This is a genomic window from Bacillus sp. FDAARGOS_235, assembly GCF_002073415.2.
Classification (GTDB): domain Bacteria; phylum Bacillota; class Bacilli; order Bacillales; family Bacillaceae_G; genus Bacillus_A; species Bacillus_A toyonensis.
This window is the reverse complement of record NZ_CP020437.2, coordinates 2,357,063-2,375,576: the sequence shown is the minus strand read 5'-3', so window position 1 is coordinate 2,375,576 and position 18,514 is coordinate 2,357,063. Positions and strand designations below refer to the sequence as shown.

Sequence of the window (18,514 nt, the reverse complement as noted above, 5' to 3'; positions counted from 1 at the left end):
GTAGCGAAAATTATAAGTACTTTTCGTTCACGATACGTTCAAATTGTATCAAGAAATAATATGAAATATTGCATTTTATATCTTTTTATCCGGATAATATGTTAATTTCGTGGATGGAATATATAAATAGGGGGCAATGATATGAACAAGAAATCAAAAATTAATAAAATGATGCTTAGTATTAGTACAATGGCGCTATCGTTAGGGGCAATTCAAACGAATGTATCAGCAGAAGAAAAGGTGCCATATAATGTATTGCATTCGAAACCAGTTGGAATTGAAAAACCAGTAGATGAGATCGGACACGTTTCTAAAGCCGAAGAAACATTATCATTTCAAGAACGTTTAAAAGTAGGAGATTTTTCACAGCGACCAGCATCTATTACGAGGAACTTGGCAGTAAAGCAAGCTAAAGACAGCTATTCAATGGCTGATTTAAACAAAATGAATGATCAAGAGTTAGTTGAAACGTTAGGCAGTATTAAGTGGCATCAAATTACAGACTTATTCCAGTTTAATGAAGATGCAAAAGCCTTTTATAAAGATAACGGAAAAATGCAAGTCATTATAGATGAATTAGCTCATAGAGGTAGTACATTTACGAAAGATGATTCAAAAGGAATTCAAACGTTTACTGAAGTGTTACGTTCAGCTTTTTATCTTGCATTTTATAATAATGAATTAAGCGCTTTAAATGAAAGAAGCTTCCAGGACAAATGCTTACCGGCTTTAAAAGCAATCGCAAAAAATCCAAACTTTAAGCTTGGAACAAATGAGCAAGATACAGTAGTATCTGCATACGGTAAATTAATTAGTAATGCATCAAGTGATGTTGAAACAGTGCAATACGCATCGAATATTTTAAAACAATATAATGATAATTTTAATGCATATGTAGACGATCGTATGAAAGGACAAGCTGTATACGATATGATGCAAGGCATTGATTATGATATACAGTCTTACTTAAATGAGGCCCGTAAAGAAGCGAATGAAACGATGTGGTATGGAAAAGTAGATGGGTTTATTAATGAAATAAATCGTATTGCTCTTCTAAATGAAGTAACGTCAGAAAATAAATGGCTCGTTAATAATGGAATTTATTTTGCTAGCCGTTTAGGGAAGTTTCATAGCAATCCAAATAAAGGACTAGAGGTTGTTACACAAGCGATGCATATGTATCCGCGTTTAAGTGAACCGTATTTTGTTGCGGTAGAACAAATTACAACAAATTATAATGGGAAAGATTATAGCGGGAATACGGTAGATTTAGAGAAAATACGTAAAGAAGGAAAAGAGCAATACTTACCAAAAACGTATACATTCGACGATGGATCAATTGTGTTCAAAACAGGAGATAAAGTATCAGAAGAAAAAATTAAGAGACTATATTGGGCTGCGAAGGAAGTAAAGGCACAGTATCATCGTGTAATTGGAAATGACAAAGCGTTAGAGCCAGGAAATGCGGATGATGTATTAACGATTGTAATTTATAATAGTCCAGATGAATATCAGTTAAATAGACAATTGTATGGATATGAAACAAACAATGGTGGAATTTATATTGAAGAGACAGGTACATTCTTTACATATGAGCGTACACCAGAGCAAAGTATTTATAGTTTAGAAGAGTTATTCCGTCATGAATTTACTCATTACCTGCAAGGAAGATATGAAGTACCAGGTCTATTTGGAAGAGGAGATATGTATCAAAATGAAAGGTTAACTTGGTTCCAAGAAGGAAATGCAGAGTTTTTCGCAGGATCTACTCGTACGAATAACGTTGTACCAAGAAAGAGCATCATTAGCGGATTATCATCTGATCCTGCAAGCCGTTATACAGCAGAGCGCACACTATTTGCTAAATATGGTTCTTGGGATTTCTATAACTACTCGTTCGCATTGCAGTCTTACTTATATACGCATCAGTTTGAAACATTTGATAAAATTCAAGATTTAATTCGTGCGAATGACGTGAAAAATTATGATGCATATCGTGAAAACCTAAGTAAAGATTCTAAGCTAAATAAAGAGTATCAAGAGTATATGCAGCAGTTAATTAATAATCAAGATAAGTACACTGTACCGGAAGTAGCAGATGATTATTTAGCTGAACATGCACCAAAGTCGTTAACAGAAGTGAAGAAAGAAATTAGTGAGACGTTGTCTATGAAAGATGCAAAAATGACAAAACACGAGTCTCAATTCTTTAATACATTTACATTAGAAGGTACGTTTACAGGTAGTGTAACAAAAGGTGAATCAGAAGACTGGAATGCAATGGGTAAAAGAGTAAATGAAGCTTTAGAACAATTGGCGCAAAAAGAATGGAGCGGCTACAAAACGGTTACAGCATATTTCGTCAATTACCGTGTGAATAGTTCCAATGAATTTGAATATGACGTAGTCTTCCATGGTATCGCAAAAGATGACGGAGAAAATAAAGCTCCGACAGTTCATATAAACGGTCCTTATAATGGGCTTGTAAAAGAAGGAATTCAATTCAAAAGTGATGGATCAAACGACGAAGATGGAAAAATCGTTTCTTATTCATGGGAGTTTGGAGACGGAAGAACAAGTACAGAAGTTAATCCAGTACATGCATATGAAAAAGAAGGAACTTATAAAGTAGTGTTAAGAGTAAAAGATGATAAAGGAAAAGAGAGTAGAAGTGAAACAACTGTTACGATTAAAGATGGAAGTTTAACAGAATCTGAACCAAATAATCGTAAAGAGGAAGCAAATCGTATCGGACTAAACACTACTATAAAAGGTAGCCTTATCGGCGGGGATCACACCGATGTTTATACATTTAATGTAGCATCAGCGAAAGATATCGATATTTCTGTTTTAAATGAGTATGGAATTGGGATGACGTGGGTACTTCACCATGAATCAGATATGCAAAATTATGCTGCTTACGGTCAAGCTAATGGAAATCATATAGAAGCAAAATTAAATGCAAAACCAGGTAAGTATTACTTGTATGTATATAAATATGATAATGGCGATGGAACGTACTCATTATCACTAAAATAAGTGCTTTTCCAATGTATGTTTAACTTTACTTTTTGTGGAAAATAGTGTATTATATAGATATATAATATATCGGTTATTTTCTAGGAGGAGCCTGTCACAATAGGTTTCTCCTGTTCTTTTTTAGAGACCTGTCTTACAGGTTTTTCTTTAAAGGGTAAATAACTGAAAATTGAGATTAATAATCTTTGAAAGAGGTGAGGCATACACATAACAAAAAAGGGATTGTTTAAGAAAGGGGGATAAGAAATGTTCTTGTTTGGTTATCCACTTGAAACAATTTATTTATATGGATTTATTATTGCTACTATACTCACTGTTATTTATATTTTCTTTGGAGATATATTTGAATCAATATTTAGTTTTGGGGGCGGATCTGTATCCGTTGTTACTTTACTACTTAGTTTCTTCGCTATGTTATGTGGACTTAGTTATATAGGAGAATATTTATTTTCCTTTAATAGTACTATTATTTTCGCTGGTTCATTTGCTATATCTTTTATCGGTGTTTTCATAATGAAAATATTAATTTTAAAACCGATTGCAGAAGCAGAACAAAATACCGTACAACGTATGGATGAATTCATTGGTTGCAAGGGAGAAGTCATTACGACAATTCCTACAGAAGGATTTGGTGAAGTATTAATCTCCTCCCAATTTGGAAGTAATGCAATCCCAGCTAAAACAATTGGAAAGAAAGATATTTCACAAGGAACTGAAGTTATTATCGAGGGAGTTCAAGATGGTGTTTTGCTTGTACAAAACATCGCTTATTCTTTAAAGAAACCAAAATTATAAGGGGGAATTTACATGACGATTCCATTAATTGTCGGTGGAGTTTTACTCGCAATTTTAATTCTACTCATTTTAGTATTCATTACGAAGTATCGAACAGTTGGTCCAGATGAAGCGTTAATTGTTACAGGGAACTGGCTTGGTGGTGGGAAAAATGTTGTTACCACTGATGATGGAAAGAAGATTAAGATTATTCGCGGTGGCGGTACTTTTGTAGTTCCAATTATGCAAAGAGCAGAGCCTTTAAGTCTATTAAACTACAAATTAGAAGTTGGTACACGTGATACGTATACGAAACAAGGTGTACCAATTACAGTAAATGGTGTTTCTATTATTAAAGTAGGATCGACAATTGAAGAAGTTTCTACAGCAGCTGAACAATATTTAGGAAAAGAAACGGAAGAGTTAAAAATAGAAGCAAAAGAAGTTTTAGAAGGGCATCTCCGTGCTATCTTATCTTCTATGACAGTAGAAGATGCGTATAGTAATAGAGAGCAATTTGCTCAAAAGGTGCATGAAGTAGCTTCTACAGATTTAAAGAAGATGGGTCTTCGCATCGTTTCTTTTACAATTAAAGAAATAATGGACAAAAACGGATACTTAGATGCGCTTGGACAGCCGCAAATTGCAATGGTTAAGCGTGATGCAACAGTTGCAAATGCAGAGCGTGAAAAAGAGGCACGAATTGAAAAAGCTCGTGCTGAGAAAGAAGCAAAAGAAGCAGAATATCAACGTGATGCACAAATCGCTGAAGCTGAAAAACATAAGGAATTAAAAGTGCAGTCCTATAAGAGAGATCAAGAACAAGCTCGTGCAGATGCGGACCTTTCTTACGAATTACAACAAGCGAAAGCGCAACAAGGTGTTACAGAAGAGCAAATGCGCGTTAAAATCATTGAGCGTGAAAAGCAAATTGAATTAGAAGAAAAAGAGATTGCACGTCGTGAAAAGCAATATGATGCAGAAGTGAAGAAAAAAGCAGATGCAGATCGCTATGCTGTCGAACAATCAGCAGAAGCGGAAAAAGTAAAACAAATGAAAAAAGCAGATGCGGATCAATATAAGATTGAAGCAGAAGCAAGAGCACGTGCAGAAGAAGTTCGTGTAGAAGGTTTAGCGAAAGCAGAGATTGAGAAAGCACAAGGTCAAGCGAAAGCGGAAGTACAAAAAGCACAAGGTACAGCAGAGGCAGATGTTATTAGGTTAAAAGGTTTAGCAGAAGCAGAAGCGAAACAAAAAATTGCAGAAGCATTTGAATTATATGGTCAAGCGGCAATTATGGATATGGTTCTTAAAATGCTTCCAAGTTATGCGAAGGAACTTGCAAGTCCGCTTAGTAACATTGATAAAATCACAGTTGTCGATACAGGCGGCGGTGGTAAAAATAGCGGGGCCGGAAAAGTTGCGGGCTATGCGACCGATTTAATGGCAACGATGCAAGAAACTTTAAAAGCTTCTTCTGGAATTGACTTAAAAGAGCTATTAGAAGGATTTGCAGGAAAAGGAGCGGTACAACAATTATCAAGTGATAAACCGGTTGTATCTGTAGTAGAAGATAAGAAAAAAGAAGTAGAAAAAGATAAAGAATAGTAAGGTAGGCAGGACCTCTAGCATGTGCTAGAGGTTCTTCTGTGAATCATAATATTTCGAATAATATACATTTTTATACATTGTTTTAATTATTTAATTTTTATAGAATGAAGTAAGTATGCAATAATCCTTTAAATTTAGAATGATGAGTAAAAAGAAATAGAGAGTCTCGTCAATTTATTTATATCTTATAATTTTTATAAATAGATTAATTGTAATTTATTGCATGTAAAACGGTATGGAGGGGTAGAAATATGTTTCAAAGGAAGTTAAGGAGTAGTAGTTTAAAAACAAAGTTACTTGTGTCATTTATTATCATTTTAATTCTTCCAAGTATTGTAATTGGTTGGACGTCTTATCAGCAGGCGAAAACAAATTTTAATGAAACGATTTTAAACTCGGCGAAAGATAATATAAAAATTTTGGATAATGTAATTAATAAGGAATTGGATAGTAAAAAAGTAGATGCAACTTATTTTACGAAATTATTTACACAATCAAGTTACCAAGCGGATCAAATACAAAATATCCAAAATAAACTAGAAGAATATAATAAGTTACATCCGGAAATGGAAGCTATCTATACTGGGTCTAGCAACGGGCAATTTATTCAATCACCGGCAATTCAAATGCCGGAAGGATATAATCCTACAGAAAGAGATTGGTATAAAGAGGCAGTGAAAAAAAGCGAAGAAGTAATTGTAACTGCTCCATATAAGTCAAAAACGACAGGGAATACTGTTATCACACTGGCAAAACAAAATGAGGATAAAAGTGGCGTTCTTGGGATTGACTTAATTATCAATAATATTGTAACTACTTCCAAGATGGTTAATATCGGTAAGGAAGGTTATGTAGCGATATTTGATCAAGATAAAAATGTAGTCGCACACCCGACACTGAAGCCGGGTGTGAAGTTAGAAGAGAAACTTAGTAAGGAATTTTATAAACAGGAAGCTGGTGATTTTCATTATTCATTAGATGGTGAAGATCGTAACATTACTTTTAAAACGAATAAGAAAACTGGATGGAAAATAGCGGGGATAATGCCTTCAAAAGAAATTATTCAAGCGGCTGAACCTATTTTCTATAAAACGATAACTGTTATTGGGATTTCATTAATGATTGGTGGGGTTTTAATTTACTTCATAATTGCTTCTATTATTAAACCGTTAAAACAACTTGTTCTATCATCTAGGAAAATTAGTGAAGGTGATTTAACAGAATCTATTACAGTTCATTCTAAAGATGAAATCGGGCAGTTAGGAGAAAGTTTTAATGAGATGGCATCATCATTACATAATGTCATTTCCAATATAAATATTTCAGCAAGTCATGTAGCAGCATCTTCAGAAGAATTAACAGCTAGCATGAAGCAGACAAGTGAAGCGACAGAACAAATTACACAAGCTATAGAGCAAGTGTCGAGTGGGGCTGAAATACAAACGAGAGAAGTTGAAGAAGGAGCGACGTTATTAGAAGAAGTTACAGAAGGAGTTCAGCGTGTTGCTGATAGTTCTTCATTAGTATCAACAGCTTCTATGTATACGAAGAAAAAAGCTGAAGATGGTGGGAAGTTAGTTGAGCAAACTGTGAATCAAATGCAATTAATTCATGAGTCAGTTTCAAATTCAGATAAAGTCATTGCTTTATTAGATGATAAGTCGAAACAAATCGGAGCAATTCTGGAAGTGATTCAACATATTGCAGAGCAGACAAATTTATTAGCATTAAATGCTGCAATTGAGGCTGCAAGAGCTGGGGAGCAAGGAAGAGGATTTGCAATTGTAGCGGATGAAGTGCGAAAATTAGCTGAACAATCAGGACAGTCTTCTACGGAAATTGGAAAACTAGTGAAAGAGATTCAATTTGATATAAAAGAAACGGTAAGCTCTATGAATCAAGTTGGAACAGAAGTACAATCAGGTCTTGTAGTTGCAAATGAAACGAAGCAAAGCTTTGCTGAAATATTGAAATCTACAAATGATACAGTTGTGCAAATTGATAGTATGGTAGAAGTAGCGAAACAAATGACGGTAGATGCCAAACAAGTAAGTGCATCTATTAATGAAATTGCAGCTACGATTGAAGAAAATGCAGCAAGTGTTCAAAATATTGCTGGCTCTTCTGAAGAGCAATTAGCTTCAGTAGATGAAATTAATGGAGCAGCAGTTCACTTATCACAAATGGCAGAAGAATTGCAAGAGATGATTGGCAAGTTTAAAGTGTAATAAAAAATATTAAGAAACGAGGTAGTAATTTTACTTCGTTTCTTTTTTTATGGAGATAAAAATAAAGAAATGTGTAGTAACCGTGTTATGATTAAGTTTAACAATTGAAAAAACTGTATTTTCTTTAAATTCTATCTTTATCCATGTTAGGGGAATGGTTTTGAAATTTAAAAAATTAAAACTACAACCGAGAATTACATTAACTATTAGTACACTTATTCTTGTTGTGCTTTTGTTAACAAGTTATTTGTTTTACTACATATTATCTGAAACAGTAGAAGAGCAAATTGGTAAAAGAGCTTTGCATGTTGCGAAAACAGTTGCAGCTATACCGGAAATCGCGGAAGCTTTTCAAAAAGAAAATCCAGCTTCTATTATTCAACCGATTGCAGAAAAAATTCGAATTGATACAGATGCTGATTTTATTGTGGTTGGAAATAAGGAAGGGATTCGTTATGCACACCCCAAGAAAGACAAAATAGGAGAAGTAATGGTTGGTGGAGATAATAAAGGAGTGCTATTAGAAGGGAAATCTTACGTTTCGAAAGCAACGGGATCATTAGGACCTTCCTTACGCGGAAAAGTTCCAATCCGTAATCAGGATAATAAAATTATTGGTGTAGTATCTGTTGGATTTTCAATGGATGATATTCATGGAGCGGTAGAAGTGTATGGAAAGCGTGTATTTTGGATTACAATAATCGGTTTGTTAATGGGAATAATCGGTTCCATATATTTAGCTGCAAGTATAAAAAGAATGATGTTTGGGATGGAACCAGAAGAAATTTCATCTTTATATGAAGAGCATAGTACAGTGATTCAATCTGTACGAGAAGGGATTATCGTAATTGATAAAAAGGGCATGATTAGTTTAGTCAATCAAGCAGCCTACGATATTCTTTCACTAGACAACCGAAAAAATATCATTGGATCATTTATTTTAAATATAATTCCTAATTCATCCATACTAGATGTACTTCAAACTGGTGAAGAACAGTTTGATCGTCAATTAAATATAAAAGGGCAGGCTGTTATTGCTAATCGTCTACCTATTAAAGTAAATAATAAAGTAACCGGCGTCGTATCGAGCTTACGTTTGAAATCTGAAATGGACCAGTTAACAGCAGAATTATCTCAGACGAAGCAATATACAGAGGCGTTACGAGCACAAACCCATGAATACAACAATTTATTGTATACGCTTTCAGGTCTTATCCAATTAGAGTCATATGAAGATGCTCTAGAGCTCATTCATAAGGAGACGGCGGTATATCAAGATTTTGTTCAATTTATTATGAAGCGAATTCAAAATCCATGGCTAGGTGGAATTTTAATTGGATTTTATAATAGGGCAAGAGAGTTGAAGATTGATTTTGTACTAGATCGAGAAAGTAGTTTAGAAACATTAAGTCCGCATATTGAGAGTAATTATGTCGTTTCGATTTTAGGGAATTTAATTACGAATGCATTTGAAGCAATTGAAAAAAATCAAGAGCATGATAAGAAAGTTAGAATGTTTGTAACAGATATCGGAGAAGAAATATTAATTGAAGTGGAAGATTCGGGGCAAGGGATTCATGATGAAATAATTACTAGCATATTTTATAAAGGCTTTTCAACGAAAGAAGGAGAGAAGCGAGGATATGGATTAGCAAAAGTGAAAGAGTTAGTAGAAGATTTAAATGGAAGCATTGCAATTGAAAAAGGGGATTTAGGTGGTGCGTTGTTCATTATTGCATTACCGAAAGAGAGAGGCGAGTTGTAATGGATGAGGAGATTGAAGTATTAATTGTAGAAGATGATATTCGGATTGCGGACATTCATCGGCGTTTTACTGAAAAAATGGAAGGATTTAAAGTAATTGGAACAGCAACGACTGGGGAACAAGCGAAGGAATGGCTAGAGCTTGTGAAGCCACAACTCGTTTTATTAGACGTGTACTTACCTGATATACAAGGAACAGAACTTGTCACATATATTAGGCATAATTTGCATGATACAGATATTATTATGATTACAGCTGCATCGGAAACTGATGTAGTAAGGCATGCTTTACGTGGTGGAGTAACTGATTATATCGTAAAACCACTTATGTTTGACCGTTTTAAAGCGAGTTTAGAAAGTTATCAAAAAAAGATTAGGCAGTTAAAGAAAAGCAATCAATTATCTACAGAACAAATTGAACACTTATGGTCTCAAAGAGGTGTGAAGGGAAATACAGTTGAATATGCTCCAAAAGGAATAGATCCTTTAACTTTAGCGAAAATAAAAAAGCATATGTTAACAGTTAATGAAGAAGGAATTACCGCAGAAGTGTTAAGCTCGATGGTTGGAGTAAGTCGATCAACAGCGAGACGCTATTTAGAGTATTTAATATCTGGGAAGAAAGTACATGCAGAGCTTATATATGGAAGTGTAGGGAGACCAGAGAGAAGGTATTTTCTCGTTTCTTCATAACAAAAACAGTAGAGGATTTATTTCTTCTACTGTTTTTTGCGTCTTATATTGGAATAATCCCAATTACAATTCCAGTAATCAACATCACCATTGTCGTTCCAACGGCCCACAATAAAGTGAAGCGTTGATGTTCACCAAAATCAACTTTAGCCATTCCGACCAATAAATAAGTGGAAGCGACAAGAGGACTTAATAAGTGAACGGGTTGACCGAGTAAGGAAGCGCGTCCCATTTCAGCTGCACTAATTCCATAAGTAGCAGCAGCCTTCGTTAAAATAGGTAATACCCCGAAGTAAAATGCATCATTGGACATGAAAAATGTGAACGGCATACTAAGAAGAGCTGTAATAATTGGCAACTGTGGTCCAAGTGCATCTGGTATAAGAGTTACTACACTTTGAGCCATTGCATCTACCATTTTTGTTCCAGATAAAATACCAGTGAAAATTCCAGCAGCAAATACGAGTGAAACAACAGCTAATACGTTTCCTGCATGAGAGGCAATACGTTCTTTTTGTTGTTCTAAGTTTGGATAGTTAATCATAACAGCAATAGCGAAAGCAACTGTAAAGAGAACAGGTAACGGCATAACTTCTAGTATGAGACAGACAAGTAATGTAGCGGTCAATAAAAAGTTAATCCATAGAAGTTTAGGGCGTTTATGCACGGCAGCTTCTACTGTGGCAGCTTGCTCATCCATTGTTTGCATTTGTTTTAAATATTGCACATCCATAATGCCTAAACGTTTTCTTTCTTTTTTTCCAAGATAGTAGGCAACGAAAACTACCCAAATTGCACCAGCAATCATTCCTGGTATAAGTGGTGTAAAGAGCTCTGATGCATCTAGTCCAAGTGCACTCATAACTCGAGCAGTTGGTCCACCCCAAGGTGTAAGATTTGTCACACCTGCCCCTAACATAACAACCCCAGCTAATATAAGTGGATTCATTCCGAGACGTTTATATAATGGGTACATTGCGGAAACAGTAATCATATACGTTGTTGTTCCATCCCCATCTAATGAAACAATAATAGTAAGAATGGCTGTACCAACAACAATTTTTAAAGGATCTCCTTTTACAAATTTTAATATTTTACTAATGACAGGATCGAATAAACCGCTATCGATCATAATTCCAAAATATAAAATGGCAAACATAAGCATAATACCGGTAGGTGCTAATTTTTGAATGCCCTCTAACATCATAGGACCCATGTCTGCATAAAATCCGCCAATTAATGCGAAAGTAATTGGAATTAATATTAATGCTACTAATGCTGACATACGTTTCGTCATGATTAAAAACATAAAGACAAATACCATTGCAAATCCAAGTAGAGCTAACATCCGATCTCCCCCTTAAAAAAATGATTGCGCTTTCAAAATAAAGTAAAAATTCAGAACAATGTTTTTTGTTTATCATAAAAGCATCTATCCAAATGGTAAATAATTTGAAAAATAACACCATTAGAAGCATAATTTTTATTTTGGTCATATTGTTCACGAAGGTAATTTTGAATTTTTAAAAATATAATTTACTTCTAACAAGAGTGATAGAATAAGGTGAAAATAGTGAAGTGCGAAGTAGGGAGTAGATTTTGAATGGAAACGAGAATAGAAGAAGTTTATAGTTCTTATGAGGGGAAGATAGAAGAGATTTTTGTTAATGAATCTTCTTATGTATATGAGTGGGAAAAATTAATGATGGTCCGAAAAAATAATGGTGAGCTTGAAAAAGTCGCGGTCGGTATCAGTGGAAATATAAGATTAGTAAATGTAGAAGTTGGGCAGAAAATTAATACAGATACATTATTAGTTAAGTTAGAAGATGATTTATTAATTACAGGCTGTGAATGATGAAAGATGTGTAGAAATAGCTACACATCTTTTTTGTTTTCTATATTACAAAAAGCACATTGTTTTTTCACAAATCCCACACAAGTTTTTGATATTCTCCTTGTGGAGTATACGGTTTTTAGGGAGGAATAGTGATGAGAATAAAGTATGTTGTGCTTGCTATATGTTTATGTTTCTTATTTACGATAGTGGGGTGTGGGAAAAAGGGAACAACAGCTGTGGCAATTGATGAGAAACATGATAAGTGTGATATTTGCCAAATTGGGGTAACGGATAATCAATTTGCAACAGAAATCATTTTAGAAAATGGAAAAGCGTTAAAGTTTGATGATATTGGTTGTATGTATAAATGGATGGAGATTAATCCAGGCGAAAAGACGAAAGAAAAATTTGTTCGAGATTATGATTCGAAAGATTGGGTTTCGTTAGAAGACGCTACTTACGTATATGATAAAACAATAACGACACCAATGGCTTATAATGTCATTTCATTTAAAAATAAAAAAGATGCAGAGAGCTTTGTATCTAACTATAAGGGTAAGGTTCTTTCGTATAAAGAGCTAGCAGAGCATAAATGGGAAATGAATAAAGAAATGATGGGGAAACCGAAAACAGGGAATCACGGTGGGCATCATTAATACTAGAAAAAGACAACTATATAGTTGTCTTTTTCTAGCATTACTCAGGTGCAAATATAGAAAAGGTGTAAAATTTTTAGAAGAACGGTTACAATGGAGTATAGTGACCTAAAGCAATCATTTATCCCGCATTAACGGGCAGTAAGATCCCCACCTCAAAATTTAGTGAAAGCAAAGAAGTTAGGTGGAGATCAACTGCCCGTAAAAGCCCGATTGGTTCAACTAATAATTAGTGGTAGATGAACAAAACCCCCACTAATTAAAGTTTCACTTTATGTACTTTTTAGAAATGTATACAAATGCGGTTAAAACGTGCTAAACTAATTGCTTCATAATGTTAATGATGAGGCCATCAGGCGTATCATTCCAATAGGTTGAGAAACATAGGATAAGCTTAAGATAATCCGATTAAAGAAGGAATATAAAGGGCTTATGGATAAATGTACTCAAGAAGAGTTATTGTATGTGATGGAGGAATGGTTAAGAAAACATTATCTTTCATAGGAGCTGTAGTTGTGAGAAAACAAAAAATTTTATTATGTATGTTATTAGGACTTTTAATGACGGTAGTGGCTTGCGATAAGCAAGAGGAACCAGAATCGAAACCGGTTCATGTGAAAAACGAAAAGAAAAAAGAAAAGCATAAAGAACAAGAAGAAGTTAAAGAAGAAAAAAGTATAAATTTACTGGACAAACAGTTGTTACTTTCAGCGACTCTTGGAGACACAGAGACAGCTATGAAGTTGATTCAGGATGGAGCGAATATAAACGTAGAAGGTGACAACCGAGAAACCCCTATCCTTGCAGCAACGTACCAAAATCATGTAGAGACAGTTAAAGCATTAATTGGTGCAGGTGCAAATATTGAAGTCAAAGATGAGAAACAAAGCAATCCATTCCTTTATGCAAGTAGAGAAGGGTATACGGATATTGTAAAAGTATTAATTAATGCAGGAGTTAATACGAAAGAAACGACTAAGTCAGGTGGCACAGCACTCATTTCTGCATCTGAGCGTGGTCATGTAGAGGTTGTTAAAGAATTATTAGAGCATACAGATATTGATGTGAATTATAAAAATGAACGTGGTGGTACAGCTTTAATAGAAGCAATTGTATTGGGAAATGGTAGTGAAAGCCATAAGAAAGTAATTCAAATGCTTATTGACCACGGGGCAGATGTAAATATGGCCAATAAGGAAAATATTACGCCGCTGCAATATGCTGAAAAAAGAGGTTTTAAAGATATTGCGAATGTGTTGAGAATAGCTGGTGCGAATGAAGTAGTGCAGCCGCAACCACAACCGGTGGAATAATAAGAAAAAGACATAAAGAGTACGAAATAATCCCATTTAGATAGACAGAATGAAGAAGTCATTTTAGTATGATTGATTCAGTAATGTGTATTTAAATGGGATTTTTGTTTTGAACATCAGAAAATAGAGTATGAATGGATGGTATATGGAGGCTACACAGGGTAATGAAGGAGGGCATAAATGCGATTTTCAGAACTTGAGTTAATAGTAATTCAGGCAGAGGTTTTATTTGTTCATAATCAAGTGGGAAGAATAAAGAGTGTAAATGAACAGGGAAATCCGAAAGCACCACGTTTTTTTCTTAGCAAAACTCGTGAAGGGAATATAACGAGATATCATTGTAATTTGGATGGTGAAATAATAAGTAAGATTGAGAAATTAATTCGAGAACGTTCAAATCACATAGAGATAGCAAAGATCATGAAAGTATTAAATGAAGAGAGAACGGTAGAGAATATTTGGATGGGTCCTGCTTACATGTTTCCAAATAATTCAAATGAGCCGACTAGGGTGATACAAATAACAGAGAAGAATAAAGAGCTCATGCGAGAAAATTTTCCTAATCTAATAGAACAGATGGAATGGAGGCAACCTTATTTTGCAATTGTTGAAAATGAACAAGTCGTTTCTATATGCTGCAGTGCAAGAAGTACGCCTATAGCTGCTGAGGCAAGTGTGGAAACTGTAGAGGGCTTCCAGGGAAAGGGATATGGTGCTGATGTCGTTAAAGCTTGGGAAATGTCAATAAAAGAAGAAAAACGTATTCCGCTTTATAGTACCTCTTGGGATAATTGTGCTTCACAAGCAGTGGCGAGAAAACTAAAACTTATTAACTATGGAATGAATTTACATATTGATTGAAATGTAAATATTGTTGTGTTCTGTTAGATTTTATTCATATATCTGGATTATTGTAAAAAACAATATGGTGAATATTAACATTCGATTAACACCTAATTAACAATTTATCAAAACTGACTTAATAAATGCGTAATATAGTAAAGGTAACAAAATAACTAGGGTAGAGAACATTTGAGAACACCCGCTTACATATAACGTGCCACTTTCTTAGGTGTGCTCTATTCCCTAGAGTTCAAATAAGGAGAAGGGTGTTCTATGTAAGTAGGTGTTTTTAGTTTGGATAAAAATAGAAAAGCTAGGTGGAATAAATGTTTAAAGAACCTCATATCGCGATGATAAAGGATTGGAAAGGGTATAAAGCATACAAAAAATTACCGAAAACAGTTTTTCTTATGACTGGTTCAATGCTGGAGTTACCAGAGCGTGTATACGAATTACAGAAACATGGACATGATGTATTTCTTCATTGTGATTTTATACAAGGCTTAAATACGAACACAGAGGAAGCCCTTTTGTATATTCAAGATGTTATCGGAGCACAAGGTATTATTTCAACAAAAGGTTCGACAATTCGAAATGCCAATAAAATTGGATTAAAAACGATTCAACGAATTTTTATTGTCGATACTTTATCTCTTACAAAATCAATTGAAAATTGTAAAACGACTAAACCAAATGCGGTAGAGATTATGCCTGGAATTATGCCTTCTATTATAAAACAGCTAGCAGAGAAAATAGAGTTTCCTATTATTGCAGGTGGATTGATTCAAACGCGGGAAGATGCGGAAATTGCCATTCGTGCGGGAGCAAGTGCGATTTCAACGAGTCATTATGAAGTATGGATACAAGAAGAAAAAAGGAGTGCAACCTTGTGATCGAATTGAAAGATGTTTCAAAGATATATATAAATGCGGAAGAGACAGCGGTTAAAGATGTATCGGTTCATATTAAGAAGGGAGAATTTTTCGTTTTAGTTGGACCTTCGGGATGTGGAAAAAGTACATTACTACGAATGATCGCTGGCTTAGAAGAAATCTCTTCGGGAGATTTAATGATTAATGAACGTGTTGCAAATAATTTAGAGCCGAAAGACCGTAATTTATCAATGGTATTTCAAAATTATGCATTATATCCACACCTAACTGTAGAAGAAAATATTTTATTTGGACTTAAGGTAAGGAAGGTACAAAAAGAAGAGCGACAAAAACGATTAATAGAAGCTATTGAAATGGTAGGGCTGAAAGAGTATGTGAAAATGAAACCGGGCCAATTATCAGGCGGACAAAGACAACGTGTTGCGCTTGCCAGGGCGATCGTGAGTCAAGCACCGATTTGTTTAATGGATGAACCACTTTCGAATTTAGATGCGAAATTACGTGCGCAAATGAGGATTGAAATTAGAGAAATTCAGCAACGACTCGGAATTACGATGATTTACGTTACTCACGATCAAATAGAAGCGATGACTATGGGAGATCGTATCATGGTCTTGAATAAAGGAAGTATACAACAAGTTGGAACACCTCTTGATATATACAACGAACCAGCAAATGAATTTGTTGCAAGTTTTATAGGTTCTCCTTCTATGAATATAAATGATGGAGAAGTGGATAAAGAAAAAGGCGTATTACATATAGGGCAATTGCAAATTCCATTATCTATTGGACAGTTAAAGCAATTACCAGCAGGGACAATTCGAATAGGTATGCGTCCTGAGCATATTGCATTGTCTGAGGCAGGACAAGAAGTTACGCTGCAATCTGTAGAAGTATTAGGGAATGAGTCTATATTAAACTTTGCGGTAAATGGAACAACTTGGAGTGCGAAAGTCATCGGACAGTTAATCCTGAACAAAGGTGACAAAGTAAAATTATTATTCTCGCAAGAAAAACTATGTTTCTTTCACCAAAATAAGAATGAACGATTAAAAGTGGTGGCTGAAGAAGAGTTGAAAGTGGTGGCGAAATAATGATTGAAGTAGGGAAGTTACCAGTTCAAACAGCAGTGTCAAAAAAGAAGAGTTTATGGGGCAGAACGAAAGATTTAAGAATAGGATTATTGTTTTTGGCTCCATCTATTTTGTTATTTTCAATTTTTCTTTTCTATCCATTGTTTAGGACGATTTACTATAGCTTTTATTTAACAGATATACACGGAGAAGCCAATCTTTTCGTTGGCTTAGAAAATTATCAATATTTATTTTCTGATCCTGCTTTCTACAAAAGTATAAAGTCAACTTTATTATTTGTTTTATATACAGTGCCTACTAGTATTGTATTCGCCTTATTTCTTGCATTAATTGCAAATGAAAAAGTAAGAGGTATTGGATTGTTCCGTGTTCTCTTTTCTTCAACGATGGGAATATCAGTAGCTGCTAGCGCAGTGATTTGGCTATTTTTATTTCATCCAAGTGTAGGGTTATTTAATAATATATTAGCCGCTATGAATCTTCCGGCAATCGCATGGTTAACGAGTCCGGACTGGGCACTGTTTTCTGTATCGGTTACAACGGTTTGGGTGAATACAGGATTTGCATTTTTAGTTATATTAGGTGGTTTGCAAAATATTGATACGTCTTTATATGAGAGTGCATCTATAGATGGTGCTAGTTATTTATATAAGCTTCGCCGCGTTACATTACCGATGCTATCACCAACTTTATTCTTTATCGTGACAGTAACGTTAATTAGTGCATTCCAAAGTTTTGGACAAATTGATATTTTAACGCACGGTGGACCGAATGATGAAACGAATTTAATTGTGTATTCGATTTATAAAGAGGCATTTGTGAATCATCAATTTGGAACAGCAAGTGCACAAGCGATGGTATTATTTGTTTTCATTTTTATTGCTACATTACTTCAATTTAAGTTTGCTGAGAGAAAGGTGCATTATAAATGATCGTTAAACAGTGGAAACAAAATTTCCTATTATACATGCTGCTCATTATTAGTGCAGTAATGGTGTTTTTTCCTGTACTCTATGCGTTTTTAATAAGCTTTATGACACCAGATGATATTCAAATGAGAAGGTTATTTCCGACCCAATTTACTTTCGATAATTTTATGAATATCTTTCGAAAAGTACCGCTTTTTACATACTTGTACAACAGTTTAATTGTATCGACGATTGTTATGATTGGACAACTTATCGTATCCAGTTTAGCAGCTTATGCTTTTGTTTTTCTTCAGTTTAAAGGGAGAAACGTAATTTTCTTCTTGTTTATTTCAACGATGCTTATTCCGTGGGAAGCAACGATGGTACCGAACTTTTTAACGATTCAAAACTTTGGTTGGATCAATAGCTTTGCTGGGATGACAGTGCCATTTTTTGCAACAGCTTTCGGTATTTTCTTATTACGCCAACATTTTATGACGCTTCCGAATGAATTGAAAGAAGCTGCTTTTATTGAAGGGATTGGAAATGTAAGGTTTTTATTCAGCGTTGTAATTCCGTATTGTAAAACGAGTTTTATTACGCTTGGAGTATATAGCTTTTTAACAACATGGAATATGTACTTGTGGCCGCTCTTAGTGACCACTGATGAAAAAGTCAGAACAGTTCAAATTGGTGTGAAGCAACTTCAATCTCAAGAAGTTGCAACTGATTGGGGAAGCGTAATGGCCGGTGTTACGGTTATCGTCATTCCAACGTTGATTTTACTATTTTTAGGGCAAAAGCAATTACAACAAGGATTAACAAAAGGTGCAATTAAATAAGCATACATAGGAAAAG

General features: G+C 34.6%; 15 protein-coding genes and 1 pseudogene. 15 read left to right on the top strand and 1 reads right to left on the bottom strand.

The genetic code is table 11. From position 1 onward, the window contains the following. Nucleotides 1-141 precede the first annotated feature (141 nt). From colA to A6J74_RS14050, 7 genes and pseudogenes are all read left to right on the top strand, one after another. The gene (colA, locus tag A6J74_RS14075; protein ID WP_001036363.1) at nt 142-3,039 is read left to right on the top strand and encodes a collagenase ColA; all 2,898 of its coding nucleotides are present in this window, start codon (nt 142-144) and stop codon (nt 3,037-3,039) included. Nucleotides 3,040-3,285: 246 nt separating this feature from the next. Continuing rightward, nucleotides 3,286-3,834 (top strand): NfeD family protein, encoded by a 549-nt coding sequence (locus A6J74_RS14070; protein WP_000478273.1) that lies wholly within the window; start codon nt 3,286-3,288, stop codon nt 3,832-3,834. Between the two features lie 12 nt (nt 3,835-3,846). Next, nucleotides 3,847-5,421 carry a flotillin family protein gene (locus A6J74_RS14065; protein WP_000155031.1) on the top strand — a complete coding sequence of 525 codons (1,575 nt, stop codon included), beginning with the start codon at nt 3,847-3,849 and terminating at the stop codon, nt 5,419-5,421. Between the two features lie 254 nt (nt 5,422-5,675). Next, nucleotides 5,676-6,662: pseudogene (locus A6J74_RS30705) on the top strand (cache domain-containing protein); the annotation flags it as partial. A gap of 42 nt (nt 6,663-6,704) precedes the next feature. After that, nucleotides 6,705-7,652 (top strand): methyl-accepting chemotaxis protein, encoded by a 948-nt coding sequence (locus tag A6J74_RS30700; protein ID WP_370115443.1) that lies wholly within the window; start codon nt 6,705-6,707, stop codon nt 7,650-7,652. A gap of 160 nt (nt 7,653-7,812) precedes the next feature. Then, nucleotides 7,813-9,417 (top strand): ATP-binding protein, encoded by a 1,605-nt coding sequence (locus tag A6J74_RS14055; protein ID WP_000669467.1) that lies wholly within the window; start codon nt 7,813-7,815, stop codon nt 9,415-9,417. Next, complete coding sequence (locus tag A6J74_RS14050) at nt 9,417-10,109, top strand: response regulator (RefSeq protein ID WP_000343065.1); 693 nt, start codon at nt 9,417-9,419, stop codon at nt 10,107-10,109. The genes A6J74_RS14055 and A6J74_RS14050 overlap by 1 nt, the downstream gene beginning before the upstream one ends. 43 nt (nt 10,110-10,152) lie before the next feature. Here A6J74_RS14050 and A6J74_RS14045 read toward each other — a convergent pair whose 3' ends face one another. After that, nucleotides 10,153-11,457, bottom strand: a complete 1,305-nt coding sequence (locus A6J74_RS14045) for a CitMHS family transporter (protein ID WP_000880435.1) — start codon at nt 11,455-11,457, stop codon at nt 10,153-10,155. A gap of 255 nt (nt 11,458-11,712) precedes the next feature. Here A6J74_RS14045 and A6J74_RS14040 point away from each other — a divergent pair, with 255 nt between their 5' ends. The 8 genes from A6J74_RS14040 to A6J74_RS14005 all read left to right on the top strand — a co-directional run bounded on the left by A6J74_RS14040 (nt 11,713) and on the right by A6J74_RS14005 (nt 18,498). Then, complete coding sequence (locus A6J74_RS14040; protein WP_000450026.1) at nt 11,713-11,967, top strand: hypothetical protein; 255 nt, start codon at nt 11,713-11,715, stop codon at nt 11,965-11,967. A gap of 134 nt (nt 11,968-12,101) precedes the next feature. Further along, nucleotides 12,102-12,605: a nitrous oxide reductase accessory protein NosL gene (locus tag A6J74_RS14035; RefSeq protein ID WP_001220934.1), complete on the top strand. Its 504-nt coding sequence runs from the start codon at nt 12,102-12,104 to the stop codon at nt 12,603-12,605. A gap of 440 nt (nt 12,606-13,045) precedes the next feature. Then, nucleotides 13,046-13,918, top strand: coding sequence for an ankyrin repeat domain-containing protein (locus A6J74_RS14030; RefSeq protein WP_000287349.1), 873 nt, complete (start codon nt 13,046-13,048; stop codon nt 13,916-13,918). Nucleotides 13,919-14,098: 180 nt separating this feature from the next. Beyond that, nucleotides 14,099-14,779 carry a GNAT family protein gene (locus A6J74_RS14025; RefSeq protein WP_001212341.1) on the top strand — a complete coding sequence of 227 codons (681 nt, stop codon included), beginning with the start codon at nt 14,099-14,101 and terminating at the stop codon, nt 14,777-14,779. 308 nt (nt 14,780-15,087) lie between these two features. After that, on the top strand, nt 15,088-15,654 hold the full coding sequence (locus A6J74_RS14020) for a glycerol-3-phosphate responsive antiterminator (protein WP_000471996.1): 567 nt from the start codon (nt 15,088-15,090) through the stop codon (nt 15,652-15,654). After that, complete coding sequence (locus tag A6J74_RS14015; protein ID WP_000571195.1) at nt 15,651-16,748, top strand: ABC transporter ATP-binding protein; 1,098 nt, start codon at nt 15,651-15,653, stop codon at nt 16,746-16,748. The genes A6J74_RS14020 and A6J74_RS14015 overlap by 4 nt, the downstream gene beginning before the upstream one ends. Continuing rightward, the gene (locus A6J74_RS14010; protein ID WP_000573573.1) at nt 16,748-17,680 is read left to right on the top strand and encodes a carbohydrate ABC transporter permease; all 933 of its coding nucleotides are present in this window, start codon (nt 16,748-16,750) and stop codon (nt 17,678-17,680) included. Before A6J74_RS14015 ends, A6J74_RS14010 begins: the two co-directional genes overlap by 1 nt. Continuing rightward, nucleotides 17,677-18,498 (top strand): carbohydrate ABC transporter permease, encoded by an 822-nt coding sequence (locus A6J74_RS14005; protein WP_000635953.1) that lies wholly within the window; start codon nt 17,677-17,679, stop codon nt 18,496-18,498. The genes A6J74_RS14010 and A6J74_RS14005 overlap by 4 nt, the downstream gene beginning before the upstream one ends. The last annotated feature ends 16 nt before the right edge of the window (nt 18,499-18,514 follow it).

Coding starts and splice junctions, on each gene's coding strand:
- colA (WP_001036363.1), top strand. CDS start 142: ATGAACAAGAAATCAAAAATTAATAAAATGATGCTTAGTATTAGTACA.
- A6J74_RS14070 (WP_000478273.1), top strand. CDS start 3,286: ATGTTCTTGTTTGGTTATCCACTTGAAACAATTTATTTATATGGATTT.
- A6J74_RS14065 (WP_000155031.1), top strand. CDS start 3,847: ATGACGATTCCATTAATTGTCGGTGGAGTTTTACTCGCAATTTTAATT.
- A6J74_RS30700 (WP_370115443.1), top strand. CDS start 6,705: ATGGCATCATCATTACATAATGTCATTTCCAATATAAATATTTCAGCA.
- A6J74_RS14050 (WP_000343065.1), top strand. CDS start 9,417: ATGGATGAGGAGATTGAAGTATTAATTGTAGAAGATGATATTCGGATT.
- A6J74_RS14045 (WP_000880435.1), bottom strand. CDS start 11,457: ATGTTAGCTCTACTTGGATTTGCAATGGTATTTGTCTTTATGTTTTTA.
- A6J74_RS14040 (WP_000450026.1), top strand. CDS start 11,713: ATGGAAACGAGAATAGAAGAAGTTTATAGTTCTTATGAGGGGAAGATA.
- A6J74_RS14035 (WP_001220934.1), top strand. CDS start 12,102: ATGAGAATAAAGTATGTTGTGCTTGCTATATGTTTATGTTTCTTATTT.
- A6J74_RS14030 (WP_000287349.1), top strand. CDS start 13,046: ATGTACTCAAGAAGAGTTATTGTATGTGATGGAGGAATGGTTAAGAAA.
- A6J74_RS14025 (WP_001212341.1), top strand. CDS start 14,099: ATGCGATTTTCAGAACTTGAGTTAATAGTAATTCAGGCAGAGGTTTTA.
- A6J74_RS14020 (WP_000471996.1), top strand. CDS start 15,088: ATGTTTAAAGAACCTCATATCGCGATGATAAAGGATTGGAAAGGGTAT.
- A6J74_RS14010 (WP_000573573.1), top strand. CDS start 16,748: ATGATTGAAGTAGGGAAGTTACCAGTTCAAACAGCAGTGTCAAAAAAG.
- A6J74_RS14005 (WP_000635953.1), top strand. CDS start 17,677: ATGATCGTTAAACAGTGGAAACAAAATTTCCTATTATACATGCTGCTC.